Origin of the sequence: Brevibacillus sp. B_LB10_24 (assembly GCF_046036945.1) — a bacterium.
Taxonomy (GTDB): domain Bacteria; phylum Bacillota; class Bacilli; order Brevibacillales; family Brevibacillaceae; genus Brevibacillus_C.
On record NZ_JBJQOQ010000035.1, the window covers coordinates 24,709 to 38,173 of the forward strand.

At 55.1% G+C, this 13,465-nt stretch carries 12 protein-coding genes; 1 reads left to right on the forward strand and 11 read right to left on the reverse strand.

The genetic code is table 11. The features are described 5' to 3' along the window. Positions 1 to 209: 209 nt before the first annotated feature. The 3 genes from smpB to secG all read right to left on the reverse strand — a co-directional run bounded on the left by smpB (position 210) and on the right by secG (position 3,573). Positions 210 to 683: an SsrA-binding protein SmpB gene (smpB, locus tag ACI7RC_RS22950; protein ID WP_408110514.1), complete on the reverse strand. Its 474-nt coding sequence runs from the start codon at positions 681 to 683 to the stop codon at positions 210 to 212. A gap of 106 nt (positions 684 to 789) precedes the next feature. Next, positions 790 to 3,198 carry a ribonuclease R gene (gene rnr, locus ACI7RC_RS22955; protein WP_408110515.1) on the reverse strand — a complete coding sequence of 803 codons (2,409 nt, stop codon included), beginning with the start codon at positions 3,196 to 3,198 and terminating at the stop codon, positions 790 to 792. Between the two features lie 141 nt (positions 3,199 to 3,339). Then, positions 3,340 to 3,573 carry a preprotein translocase subunit SecG gene (secG, locus tag ACI7RC_RS22960; RefSeq protein ID WP_408110516.1) on the reverse strand — a complete coding sequence of 78 codons (234 nt, stop codon included), beginning with the start codon at positions 3,571 to 3,573 and terminating at the stop codon, positions 3,340 to 3,342. A gap of 293 nt (positions 3,574 to 3,866) precedes the next feature. Between secG and ACI7RC_RS22965 the strand changes: the two genes are divergently transcribed. Further along, complete coding sequence (locus tag ACI7RC_RS22965; RefSeq protein WP_408110517.1) at positions 3,867 to 4,262, forward strand: c-type cytochrome; 396 nt, start codon at positions 3,867 to 3,869, stop codon at positions 4,260 to 4,262. 105 nt (positions 4,263 to 4,367) lie between these two features. Here the strand turns inward: ACI7RC_RS22965 and ACI7RC_RS22970 are convergent, their stop codons facing one another. The 8 genes from ACI7RC_RS22970 to ACI7RC_RS23005 form a co-directional block, all read right to left on the reverse strand. Continuing rightward, positions 4,368 to 5,648 (reverse strand): MFS transporter, encoded by a 1,281-nt coding sequence (locus tag ACI7RC_RS22970; protein WP_408110518.1) that lies wholly within the window; start codon positions 5,646 to 5,648, stop codon positions 4,368 to 4,370. Between the two features lie 90 nt (positions 5,649 to 5,738). Next, positions 5,739 to 6,158, reverse strand: coding sequence for an Rrf2 family transcriptional regulator (locus ACI7RC_RS22975; protein ID WP_408110519.1), 420 nt, complete (start codon positions 6,156 to 6,158; stop codon positions 5,739 to 5,741). Between the two features lie 115 nt (positions 6,159 to 6,273). After that, a complete protein-coding gene (eno, locus tag ACI7RC_RS22980; protein ID WP_408110520.1) occupies positions 6,274 to 7,560 on the reverse strand; it encodes a phosphopyruvate hydratase in 1,287 nt (428 codons plus the stop codon). Positions 7,561 to 7,574: 14 nt separating this feature from the next. After that, a complete protein-coding gene (gene gpmI, locus ACI7RC_RS22985) occupies positions 7,575 to 9,116 on the reverse strand; it encodes a 2,3-bisphosphoglycerate-independent phosphoglycerate mutase (RefSeq protein WP_408110521.1) in 1,542 nt (513 codons plus the stop codon). A 5-nt stretch (positions 9,117 to 9,121) separates the two neighbouring features. Then, entirely contained in the window at positions 9,122 to 9,886 is a 765-nt protein-coding gene (tpiA, locus tag ACI7RC_RS22990) for a triose-phosphate isomerase (protein WP_408110522.1), read from the reverse strand. 16 nt (positions 9,887 to 9,902) lie between these two features. Beyond that, complete coding sequence (locus tag ACI7RC_RS22995; protein WP_408110523.1) at positions 9,903 to 11,084, reverse strand: phosphoglycerate kinase; 1,182 nt, start codon at positions 11,082 to 11,084, stop codon at positions 9,903 to 9,905. A gap of 102 nt (positions 11,085 to 11,186) precedes the next feature. After that, positions 11,187 to 12,191 carry a type I glyceraldehyde-3-phosphate dehydrogenase gene (gene gap, locus ACI7RC_RS23000; protein WP_408110524.1) on the reverse strand — a complete coding sequence of 335 codons (1,005 nt, stop codon included), beginning with the start codon at positions 12,189 to 12,191 and terminating at the stop codon, positions 11,187 to 11,189. A gap of 128 nt (positions 12,192 to 12,319) precedes the next feature. Then, positions 12,320 to 13,345, reverse strand: coding sequence for a sugar-binding transcriptional regulator (locus tag ACI7RC_RS23005; RefSeq protein WP_408110525.1), 1,026 nt, complete (start codon positions 13,343 to 13,345; stop codon positions 12,320 to 12,322). Between the last annotated feature and the right edge of the window lie 120 nt (positions 13,346 to 13,465).

Consider the following 13,465-nt stretch of genomic DNA (forward strand, 5'->3'; position numbering starts at 1 on the left):
TCAAGAAAAAAGTGTAGGCGAGGATAAAATGAATCATTACCATCGCCTAGTCAATACGTGTATCTTCATAAACCTGCCTAAGGATATGAAAAAAGTTGTTAGACTATCGATGATGGCTCTACAGCGAAGCCACTGTCGACAGTACAATTACTATAGCATACATATCGCCCTAATTCAATAGCAAGCTATTGCCATCCGGGGAAACGGTCCTAGACTTTTTGGCGTTCCCGCAAAGCCCGCTCCACTTCCCGATTGGCGTCCCGCTTCTTGATGTCCTCGCGTTTATCGTAATTTTTCTTCCCTTTGGCCAGGGCCAATTCCACTTTGGCCCAACCGCCTTTCAGGTAGATGCTAAGCGGTACCAGCGAGTACCCCTTTTCTCGGGTGAGGCCGATCAATTTCAGGATTTCCATGCGACTTAGCAAAAGCTGCCGCGTTCTTTCCGGTTCGTGGTTGAAGCGGTTGCCCTGGGCGTACGGACTGATGTGCACGTTGTAGAGCAGCACATTGCCGTTGTCCACGCGCGCAAAGCTGTCCTTCAGTTGAACGCGTCCCGCCCGTATCGACTTGATTTCTGTACCTGTCAAGGCGATCCCGGCTTCGTAGACGTCTTCAATGTGGTAATCGTGGCGTGCCTTTCTGTTTTGCGCGACGACTTTGACGCCTGCCTTCCCTTTTGACATACGGATCACCTCACAGTAAGAATCGTATCTTATAGTTTAACAAAAATGGCTCCTTTGGGCAAGAATGCACCCGGCTTCGCCTGTCAGACTTTACCGGGCACCGCCCCTATTTCCGCTTCCGCTTGGCCGCGCTGGCAACCTGTTTTTTCTTCCGCTTTTTCGAGCGAACCAGGTCCTCCCAAAACGCCTTTTCCTTGTTCTCACTGCCCTCGCTGCCCGACTCGGCGGCAATCGGCTGGGTAGTCGCTTTGGCTTTCTCCCGGCGTTTGCGCATCGCCGCCGGTTCCCGCTGCTCGTTTTTCTTCCGGCCGTTTCCTTTGCGTCCGCGTTCGGCACTCCGCCCTTCGATCACCTTGGGACGCCGCTCGCCGCGCGGACGGAAGCTGTTGCTCTTTTTCATCCCGACGATCTCGAAGTCGATCGCCCGCTCGTCGAGGTTGACATTGGAGACCCGCACTTTGACCTCGTCGCCGATCCTGTACTGTTTTCCGGTGCGCTCCCCGATCAGGGCGTACATCTTCTCATGGTAATGGTAGTAATCGTCGGTCAGGTAGCTGACATGTACCAATCCTTCGATGGTATTGGGCAGCTCCACGAATATCCCGAATGACGTCACGCCGGAGATGACGCCGTCAAACTCTTCGCCGATCCGCTCCTGCATGTACTCCGCCTTTTTCAGATCGTCTGTTTCCCGCTCCGCGTCAACCGCTACACGCTCGCGCCGGGAAGCGTGCTCGGCGATGATCGGCAGATGTTCGGCCCAATGCGCCTCCCGCTTTTCGCTCATCTTCCCTGTTTCGATCCACTCGCGAATCAGGCGGTGGACGATCAGGTCCGGATAGCGGCGGATTGGCGATGTAAAGTGGGTGTAGAAGTCCGTCGACAAGCCGAAGTGACCCAGGCTTTCCGCGTCGTAACGCGCCTGCTTCATCGAGCGCAGCAGCACCGTGCTGATGATGACTTCCTCCGGCGTTCCTTTCACTTCCTCCAGCAGCTGCTGCAGCGCCCGCGGATGCACCGTATTGCCCTTGCCCCGGACAGAGTAGCCAAAGTTGGTGATAAACTCCATAAAGGCCATCAGCTTTTCCGGATTGGGATCTTCGTGCACCCGGTAGATAAACGGCTTGCGCATCCAGTGGAAATGCTCCGCCACCGTTTCATTGGCAGCCAGCATGAACTCCTCGATAATTTGTTCCGCAACCGACCGCACGCGGAAGCCGATGTCTGTCGGCTCCCCTGCTTCGTTCACGTAGATCTTCGCCTCGCGGAAGTCAAAGTCGATCGCGCCGCGGCTCATCCGTTTAGCCCGCAGTTTCAGACACAGCTCCTGCATCTGCCTGAACATCGGCACGAGCGGCTCGTACTTTTTGATCAGCTCCGGGTCTTCGTCCACGAGGATGCTGCGCACATCGGCGTAGGTCATCCGTTCGTTGGTGCGAATCACACTCAGGTAAATGTCGTGAGAGACGATGTTCGCCTGCCGGTCCAGCTCCATGTCACAGGTGATCGTCAAGCGATCCACCTGCGGATTGAGGCTGCAGATGCCGTTGGACAAGCGATGCGGCAGCATCGGTATCACCCGGTCCACCAGGTAGACGCTGGTGCCGCGCCGGTACGCTTCCTGATCCAGCTCCGAGTTCTCTTTGACGTAATAGCTCACATCCGCGATGTGGACGCCCAACCGGTAGTTGCCGTTTTCCAGGACCTCTAGGGAAACCGCGTCGTCCAGGTCTTTGGCGTCCGCCCCGTCGATCGTCACCATCATGCGGTCGCGCAAATCGCGCCGGCCTTTGATCTCATCGGGAGAGATTTCGTCCGGAGCCGCTTCCGCTTCGGCCAGCACGGCCTCCGGGAACGCCTCCGGCAGGCCGAATTTGCGGATGATCGACAGGATGTCGACGCCCGGATCGTTTTTATGACCCAGGATTTCTACCACTTCGCCCTCTGGATTGGAACGCCCTTCCGGAAAGCGGACGATTTTCACCACGACTTTATGGCCGTCTACCGCTCCGTTATAGGCGGTCTTGGGAATGAAAATGTCCCGTCCCAACCGCTTCTCGTCGGGTACCACAAACGCGTAGAGCCGTTCGTCCTGGAACGTCCCCACCACTTCTGTCGTGCCCCGCTCCACAATCCGGATGATCCGCCCTTCCAGACGGGCGCCGCTGGTCTGTTTTTCGATCCGCGCCAGTACGATATCCCCGTGCATCGCGCTGTTCATGTCGTTGGCGTGGATGTAAATATCCGGTTCATCAGGGGTGTCGGTAATGACAAAGCCAAATCCCTTAGGATGGCTCTGCAAACGCCCCCGGACCAAATTCATCTTCTCCGGCACCCCGTAGCGATTGGTGCGGGTCCGTATCACCTCGCCGCGATCTTCCAGTGCATTTAAGGTCTTTACCAGCTCTTTAAAAGCCTCGCTGTCGGAAATATCAAACGCCTCTTCCAATTCCGTGACCGTCATTGGATGATACGCCTGCATCCGCATAAAAGAAAGAATGTCTTGCTCGTTCATCATTTAGCTCCTTTTCGTGCTCCTCATTTATCGATCATTTCTGCTTCTACCAGTATTATTCGCTCTTTTGGCAGTCGGCAAACGTAAAAAGCGAAAAAGGCAGCAAGTGGTTACTCGCCGCCTTTGTCCGTCCGTATCCAGTTATTTCAAGAAGTACGCCAGCACAATCGCCGAGAGCATGAACAGTACCGCAAAAACAACCGTCAACTTGCTAAGCACTGCGTCAATCCCTCTTGCTTTTTGCTTCCCAACTAACTGTTCGGCTCCCCCGGCTATGGAACCGGCCAGACCCGCACTCTTCCCAGACTGTAACAAAACGACGGCGATCAAGCCGATACTCGCGATCACTAACAAAATCTTTGCAGCTAAAGCCATAGTACTCACCTCAAAATCATTCGAGTTCAGTTCATCTATATCAGAATAAATGTACCATAGTTCCATTCATTCAGCAACCCGGGACATTCAGATGCTCCTATTATAATAGTAGAAACCCGTCAGGAATGGATTTGAAATGCTTGGTTATATTAGGAGCAGGAATAGTTCATGGATGTTCAAAAAACGTAAATGTGTACTTTCTTTGTCTGTTTTCAGCTTGCCTTGCAAGTGTCACCGTTTTGCCGTAAAATTGCATGTGAACCGTTTACTTTTTACTAGGAGGTCTTCATCTTATGGCTGGTAATAACTTCAAAAAAGATATGCGACAAAATGATATTGTCGACTCCGCGAGGGCCTTTTTTACTTCATTCGGTGTTCTGTTTTTGATATTCTTGATCGCACTTGTAGTCTCCTTAGCTTATCCCCAAAAACAAGAAGCTGCTGAAGGTCCTGGCAATGCGGCGACAACTGTCGATCCGGAAAAGGTCTTCCAAGCAAACTGCGCCTCCTGCCATGGCCAGAACCTCGAAGGAATTGTCGGTCCGAAATTGGCTAACATCGGAAGCCAATTGAGCGAAAAGGAAATCTCGGATATCATCCACAAAGGGAAAGGCATCATGCCTCCAGGTATCCTGTCTGATCCGGCAGAAGTTAGTGCAGTAGCGAAATGGTTGTCTGAGAAAAAATAAACCAGCTTACATAGAAATGTCTTTCTGCTTCGGCGGGAAGGCTTTTCTTTCACGAAAAAACGATTGCCCTGTGCACGGAATACCGGGGGCAATCGTTTTTTCATTTTACTCTTGTCCGGCAGAACTCAGCCGATTGACCCGGACCCGGGTTGCCATCAAAGCCGCGACGATACAGATCATGCCTGCAGCGACGAACGCAATCCCGTAACTGCCAAACCACTGGCGCAGCAGACCCGCTTCGTAGGCAGCCACGGAGGCGCCCAACTGATGCGCGACGACGATCCAGCCGTACACCATCCCCACCTGTTCTTTGGCAAAATTCTGGGCGGTGAGTTTGACCGTCGGTGGAACGGTCGCAATCCAATCCAAGCCGTAAAACACGGCAAAAATCATCATATAGGCGTAACCCATATCGAGCGCTTGCGGCAAAAAGATCAGCGACAAACCGCGAAACCCGTAATACCAAAACAACAGCCAGCGACTGTCGAAGCGGTCGGACAGCCATCCCGACAGCGTCGTCCCTACCAGATCGAACAAGCCCATGAAGGCTAAGAGGCCGGCTGCCGTCACCTCCGAGATGCCAAAATCGCCGCACGCCGGGATCAGGTGTGTGCCAATCAGTCCGTTGGTAGAGAAGCCGCAGAAGAAAAAGGTCCCCGCCAAGAGCCAAAACGACCCGCTTTTGAGCGCGATCCGAAGCACCCGCAGCGGCTCGAGGAAGATGTTCCCCGAAAAGGCGGCGGGTCTTGTATGCTCGCTCGCGCCGTAAGGCATCTGTCCGACGTCCTCCGGATCGTTGCGCATCAATACTGCGACGACGGGGATCAGGATAAAGAGGGCAATCACGGCAGTCCAAACCGAATACCTCCAACCCGCTTCCTGAATCACTTTCGCCAACAGAGGCAGAAACAACAGCTGCCCCGTCGCTGCGCTGGCCGTCAAGAGCCCGACCACCGTCCCCTTTCGCTCGACAAACCAGCGATTTGCCACCGTAACGCCCAGTACATTGGCCAGCGCTCCCGTAGCCAAGCCCATCAAGACTCCCCAAAGCAGGTTTAGCTGCCAGAGCGATGTCATCACCGTCGTCAAAGACAGGCCCACAGCCAGCAGCGCCAATGCGAAGACCATCGTCCTTCTGATCCCGAACCGCTCCATCCAGGCAGCGGCAAACGGCCCCATCAGACCGTACAGAAAGATATTGATCGAGACAACCCCGGAAAGTCCTGCCCGGCTCCAGCCGAACTCATCCTCAAGGGGCATCATCAGGATTCCCGGCATCGAACGGATACCGGCTGCAACCAGCAAGGTCAAAAACGTGATCACGACGACAATCCACCCGTAATACATCCCAGGCCGTTTTCCGACGACGCGATTCTGGACTTGCATCAGTTCCTCTCCCTCCTTTGTATACGCGGGACAGAGCAGCATCCCTTATAAAAAAATGTAATAAAAATCATTACAGTTAATCGCAAAAAATTACTCCCCTGCTTTTTCCTCCACCTTTTTGAGGACATCCGCGATCGTAAAGGAACGAAAATACGTTTCCAACTGCTGTTCGGCAGCCAGAAAAATCCCGTCCATCGCTTTCTCAATATTGGCGCCAATCAGACACTGCGGATTGGGATTGGGCCACTTCGGCTTAAGCGAGCCTTCCGACGTCAAGCGATACATCTCCTCCAAGGTGACTTCTGCGGGGTTGCAGTTGAGCTGAAAGCCGCCCTTCGCCCCTTCTTTTGATTTGATGTAGCCGTGCTTGCGCAGCAGGCTGAGCACCTTTCGAACCCGGACCGGATGGACGGAGACACTGGTGGCGATGATGTCGCTGGAAGCCAGACGGCCGGCTGACCTGGCCAGATACGTCAGGCTGTGAACGGCAATGACAAATTCACTGTTCATCCATATCCTCCCGTTCGTAAATGTAATGTAATCATAATCATTACAGTTCTCGCTGTCAAGAAGAACAATTAAAAAACCGGCCTCCCGCACATCGCGGAAAACCGGTCCCTCATGCTTACTTTTTCAGATTGTAGAAAGCAGCCCGGCCGCCGAAACGTGCGGTGTCACCCAACTCGTCCTCAATGCGCAGCAGCTGGTTGTACTTGGCTACGCGGTCCGTACGGGATGGAGCGCCCGTCTTGATCTGTCCGGCATTGGTTGCCACGGCGATATCCGCGATCGTCGCGTCCTCAGTTTCCCCGGATCGGTGGGAGATGACAGCGGTGTACCCGGCGCGCTTAGCCATTTCGATCGCGTCGAAGGTCTCCGTCAATGTGCCAATTTGGTTTACTTTGACCAAAATGGAATTTCCTGTTTGGTTCTCAATCCCGCGAGCCAGACGCTCGGTATTCGTCACAAACAAGTCATCCCCGACGAGCTGCACTTTGCCGCCCAGGCGCTCGGTAAGGGCCTTCCAACCGTCCCAATCGTCTTCGGCCAGACCGTCTTCAATCGAGATGATCGGGTATTTTTGCACCAGTTCTTCGTAGAAGGCAATCATCTCTTCCGTCGTTTTTACGACGCCTTCGCCTTCGAAATGGTATTTTCCGTCTTTGTACATCTCCGTCGACGCTACGTCCAGCGCAAGGAAGACATCCTTGCCAGGCTCGTACCCTGAAGCCTTGATCGCTTCCAGGATCGTCGTAATCGCTTCTTCGTTCGATTTCAGGTTAGGCGCGAATCCGCCCTCATCGCCGACAGCGGTGTTCAAGCCTTTCGATGCCAGTACTTTTTTCAGGGAGTGGAAAATCTCCGCGCCCGTCCGCAGCGCTTCGGCAAAAGAGGAGGCGCCGACAGGCATGACCATGAATTCCTGGATGTCGACTGTGTTGTCCGCGTGCTTGCCGCCGTTTAGGATGTTCATCATCGGAACCGGCAGCGTCTTGGCGTTAAACCCGCCCAAGTAGTTGTAGAGAGAGACTCCCAGGGAGTTGGCTGCTGCATGTGCTACGGCCATCGAGACGCCGAGAATCGCGTTGGCTCCCAATTTCCCTTTGTTAGGCGTTCCGTCCAAAGCGATCATCGCCGTGTCGATGCCTACTTGGTCCAGTGCGTCCATGCCGATCAATTCCGGAGCGATGATGTCGTTCACATTCTTGACCGCCTGCTGTACGCCTTTTCCCAGGTAGCGGGATTTGTCGCCGTCGCGCAGCTCTACCGCTTCATACGCCCCTGTCGAAGCCCCGGATGGAACATCCGCACGTCCCATCGAGCCGTCCTCCAAATACACTTCCACCTCTACGGTAGGATTGCCGCGGGAATCGAGTATTTCACGCGCGTAGATATCCGTAATCATGCTCATGTTTTTTCCTCCTCTTACTGTTCCAGTAATGTCGAACCAGTCATCTCTTCAGGTTGCTTTACTCCCAACAAGTCTAACACAGTCGGGGATAAATCTGCCAAAATTCCGTCCTTTCGCAGCGCAGCGCCTTCCTTGGTGACGATCACCGGTACCGGGAAAGTACTGTGGGAGGTTACCGGGTTCCCCTCAGCGTCGAGGATCAGATCCGCGTTGCCATGATCGGCGGTGATGATGGCAATTCCCCCTTTGGCCACGATCGCGTCGACGACCCGGCCGAGACAGTGGTCCACCGTTTCGACTGCTTTGATCGTCGGCTCCATTTTCCCGGAATGCCCGACCATGTCGCAGTTGGCGAAGTTCAGGATGATCGCGTCGAATTTCTCTGCCTCGATTTCGGCGACGACGGCATCCGTCAACTCCGGAGCGCTCATCTCCGGCTTCAGGTCATAGGTAGCCACCTTCGGCGACGGAATCAAAATTCGCTGCTCGCCGGGAAATTCCTGCTCACGCCCGCCGCTGAAGAAAAAGGTGACGTGCGGGTACTTCTCCGTTTCCGCGATCCTCAGCTGGGTCAGGCCATTCTGCGCGAGCACTTCGCCCAATGTGTTGTCCAGGTTGGCTGGCTTGTACGCCACAAACCCGTCGACGGTTTCGGAAAAATGGGTCAAACAGACAAAGTAAAGCTGCTTGGGACGCCCTTCTCCCCGGTCGAACCCGCGAAAATCATCGTTCGTAAAAGCTTGTGAGGTCTGGATGGCCCGGTCGGGGCGGAAGTTGAAGAAAATGACGGCATCCTGGCTTTCCACCAATGCAACCGGCTTGTCATGCTCGTCGACAATCACTGTGGGCATGACAAATTCGTCCATGATCGATTTTGCGTACGACTCTTTTACGGCCTGAATCGGATCGGTGTAGTGAGGTCCTTCTCCGTAGACCATGGCCCGGTACGCCTTCTCCACCCGCTCCCAGCGCTTGTCGCGGTCCATCGCGTAGTAGCGGCCCTGTACGGTGGCGATTTTGCCGACTCCGAGCTCTTTGCACTTCTCCTGAAGCTGCTGCAGGTATTTCACGGCGCTGTCCGGCGCTACATCGCGTCCGTCGAGGAAGGCATGGACGTATACTTCTTCCAGCCCTTCCCGCTTGGCCAACTCCAACAGGGCGAACAGGTGGTTGATGTGGCTGTGCACGCCGCCGTCGGACAACAGGCCGAACATGTGCAGCTTTTTGCCGTTTTCCTTGGCATGGCGAACGGCGCCGAGCAGCGTTTCATTTTGATAGAAGCTACCCTCTTTGATCGCTTTGGTCACGCGGGTCAAATCCTGGTAGACGACCCGCCCGGCGCCGATGTTAAGATGGCCCACTTCTGAGTTTCCCATCTGTCCTTCGGGCAGGCCGACCGCCAGTCCGCTGGCCTGCAGAGTGGCGTGCGGATATTTGTCCCAGTAGCGGTCAAAATGGGGCTTGTTCGCTTGCGCCACGGCGTTTCCGTACGTTTCGTCGCGCAGGGCAAACCCGTCCAGAATAATCAAGGCAACCGGCTTCGGTCGATTCGCCATCGCTGTTACCCCCTTGCCGCGAGAGCGCCTTGCGCCAGGGCGAGATAGCTGTCTGTTGTCAGGCTGGCTCCGCCGACGAGCGCTCCGTCGATGTCAGATTGCTGCATAAAGCTTGCGATGTTCTCCGGCTTGACACTGCCCCCATATTGAATCCGCACTTGCTCCGCTGCCTGCTGCCCCATCACTTCTGCCACGACCTGGCGAATGAAGGCGATCGTCTGGTTGGCGTCCTCGGCGGTCGACGATCTGCCTGTGCCAATCGCCCAAATCGGTTCGTAAGCGATGACCAATGCAGCCGCCTGCTCCGCAGTTATGCCCGCTAGAGCCGCTGTTGTTTGTCTGCGAACGACTTCTTCCGTCTTGCCGCCTTCCCGTTCTTCCAGCGACTCGCCGACGCAAATGATCGGTTTCAATCCGTGCGACAGGGCAGCTTTTACCTTTTCATTTACCAGCTCGTCTGTTTCCTGAAAGTACTGGCGCCGCTCAGAATGGCCGAGGATCACATAGGCTACGCCCAGCTCTTTCAGCATCAGCGGACTGATCTCGCCGGTAAAGGCTCCCTGCTCGGCGAAGTGCATGTTCTGCGCACCCAGCTGATAAGGGCTTCCCTTCAGCAGCTCACCTAGCGCTGCCAGAGCCGTAAACGGCGCGCAGATTACTTTTTCAACGCTGTTTGCCGGGTCGTCGGCAGGCAATTGCCGGGCGAATTCTGCCGCCTCCGCAACGCTTTTGTACATCTTCCAGTTGCCAGCCAGTATCGGTTTTCTCATGACTGCCTACCTCCTGCTATTTATCCTGTAATACGGTTACACCCGGCAGATCTTTGCCTTCCATAAACTCCAGGGAAGCCCCGCCGCCGGTAGAAATGTGCGTCATCCGATCGGCGACGCCGGCCTTTTCCACCGCAGCCACCGAGTCTCCGCCGCCGATGATCGTCGTTCCGTCGCACTCTGCCATCGCCTTTGCCACTTCCACCGTTCCGTTTGCAAACTTGTCCATCTCGAACACGCCCATCGGGCCGTTCCAAACGACCGTCTTGGAAGCGAGGATGGCCTCGCGAAACGTTTTCACTGTTGCAGGTCCGATGTCAAGCGCCATCCAGCCGTCTGGAATGGCGTCGATCGATACGGTTTTTGTCTCGGCATCCGCGGCAAACCGATCGGCGACGACCACATCGGTCGGCATCAGCATCTGCACGCCGCGCTGCTTTGCCTGCTCCATCAGCGAACGGGCCAGCTCCAGCTTGTCGTCTTCACACAGGGAAGCGCCGACGCTGTAGCCCTGGGCTTTGATAAAGGTGTTGGCCATTCCGCCGCCGATGATCAGCGTGTCAACCTTGGTCAGCAAATTCTCGATGACCGCAATCTTGTCTTTCACCTTGGCCCCGCCGACGATCGCGGTAAAGGGGCGGTCGGGATTTGACAAGGCCCCGCCGAGGAATTGAATCTCTTTTTCCATCAACAATCCGGCGACAGCCGGTATGTACTGCGCGATGCCCGCCGTTGAAGCGTGGGCGCGGTGAGCGGTGCCGAACGCATCATTGACGAACACGTCAGCCAACGACGCGAACGCCTTGGCTAGTTCAGGGTCGTTCTTTTCTTCTCCGGCATGGAAGCGGACGTTCTCCAGCAAAATGACGTCGCCGTCTTTCATCTCCTGTGCGGCAGCCGCTACCTGTGGGCCGGTCGAATCGGCCAGCTTTTTTACAGGTTGGCCAAGCAGCTTGGCGAGGTGCTCCGCCACGGCTGTGAGGCGCATTTCCTCTACGACTTCGCCTTTCGGACGGCCAAAGTGACTAGCCAGGATCACTTTCGCCCCCGCATTCGTCAAATACGTGATCGTTGGAACCGCCGCTCTGATGCGGGTGTCATCAGTAATCACGCCGTCTTGCATGGGTACATTGAAATCGACCCGGCAAAAAACCCGTTTCCCGGCCAAATCGATATCGCGAATGGACTTCTTCGACATGAACAGCTCCTCCTTGTGATAGGATGCTTGCTATACCTTATAAACGTACGGGAAAAGGGAGAGGTTGCTCTCCCTTTTCAACTTGCCGCTTCTATTGTACGTTTACAGGCCGCGCTGTGCAACATATTGGCACAGGTCTACGACGCGGTTGGAATAGCCCCACTCGTTGTCGTACCAGGAGACAACTTTGACCATGTTGCCTTCCAGGACCATGGTAGACAAGCCGTCAATCGTCGAAGAAGCCGGGTTGCCATTGTAGTCGGAAGAGACGAGCGGTTCATCCGAGTAAGCCATGATGCCGGAGAGCGCGCCTTCTGCTGCTTCTTTCAGCGCCTGGTTTACTTCTTCCACCGTCACATCCGTTTTCAGCTCAGCGACCAGGTCAACCACCGAGACGTTCGGGGTAGGCACACGCATCGAAAATCCGTTCAGCTTTCCTTTCAGCTCCGGCAGCACCAAAGATACTGCTTTTGCTGCGCCAGTCGATGTCGGAATGATATTTTGTGCCGCGGCACGGGCCCGGCGAAGATCTTTGTGCGGCAGGTCGAGGATCTGCTGGTCGTTGGTGTAAGAGTGTACAGTGGTCATCAAACCGCGTACAATTCCGAATTTCTCATGCAGCACTTTGGCGAACGGAGCCAGACAGTTGGTCGTGCAGGACGCATTGGAGATGACCGTATGTGCTGCCGGATCGTACTTGTCTTCATTGACGCCCATGACGATCGTGATATCTTCGTTCGTCGCCGGAGCGGAGATGATGACCTTCTTGGCTCCGCCCTCCAGGTGCTTCGCCGCATCTTCCCGCTTGGTGAAGCGTCCGGTAGACTCGACGACGATTTCTACGTCGTAATCCTGCCATTTGAGGTTGGCTGGATCGCGTTCTGCCAATACTTTAATCTCTTTTCCGCCGACGATCAGGCATCCTTCTCCAGCTTCGACCGTCTGATCTAATATGCCGTGCACGCTGTCGTATTTCAGCAGATGAGCCAATGTCTTGGCATCTGTCAAATCGTTGACAGCGACAACCTCCACATTCGGGTTGCTCAACGCAGCGCGAAATACATTGCGGCCGATACGTCCAAATCCATTAATCCCTACTTTTACCATATAAAAGACCTCCTATCGAATTACAGTACTTTCCTACAACATAAACCCTCATGGGCAGTCTTCTGCATGTAACCGCCCTTAGTGTTTCCACAGAAGTCCCAGGCAGATACGGCGCCGGCCGATTCCGGCTAAGACTTCTGGCCAAGCAAAGTCAGGGCTGCCCCTTCATCGGTGACGAGCACGTTCTGACACCCTTGTTTGGCAAAGGACTGGATTGCTTTTGCCTTGCTTGCTCCGCCGGCAACAGAGATAACAGCTTCCGCCTGCTTTACATCCTCCAGTTGAAGGCCGATGGTCGGCATCCGGTAGACGATCTCTCCTGCTTCATTAAAGTAGTAGCCGAACGCTTCGGATACAGCCCCTGCGCGTTCCAGCTCCTCGAGCTCACTCTCGTCGTATTTGCGGCGACGGGCCATCGTCAATGCGTCCCCGATCCCATGCACGACGATGCGAGCGGAGTGAAGCAGTTCCATCACTTCTGCCACCTGCGGTTCTGCAAGCAAAGTTTGGAAGGCGTCCGGACTCAATCTGTCCGGAACGTGAAGCAGCCGGTAGCTGCCTCCGGTTTTCGCCGCCATCTCGGAAGCCAGGGTATTGGCCTGCAGCTCCACCTGTTCTCCCAGTCCGCCCCGCGCAGGAACAAATTGAACGCTGCGAAATACAGCAGACGGAGTCAAGTGGTCGGCCACGCTGGCAACCGTGGAGCCCCCAGTCAAAGCGATCACATCCGCTTCACGCACATGCTGCTTCAACAAGCGCGCCCCGACCCGGCCCAGTTCGTGTTTGACCCACTCAGACTGGTCGGAGTCGCCCTGTACGACGATGACCTCCGGGATGCCGAGAAGCTGTTGCAGCTGTCCGGCAAGCTGGTTCAACCCGAACAAGTCGTTCACCATCGCCTCCAGCTGCTCCAAAACGCGATACCCCTCTTCGGTGCAGATCATCCCGACAGACGAGACGTTAATCAATCCCATTTCTTTTAATAGTTCGACTTCGGCTCGCAGGATGCGCTCCGTGGTCATCATCGCCTGGGCCAACCCCCTTCGGCCGATCGGCTGAAGATGGGAAATCGACTGCAGAAGCGTATAGCGTTTACGCAGGACATCTACTAAATCAGGCAGCAGCTTCTGCTGTACTTCGATCAGACTACGCATACATCTCCTCCTTATGTAAGGAGTATGGACCGAAAATGTCCCACTATATACAATTTCAGTCCCACGCAAACCAAAAAAATAAGTTCTTACACCTGTAGTGTATCACAGCCGGATTCGGGT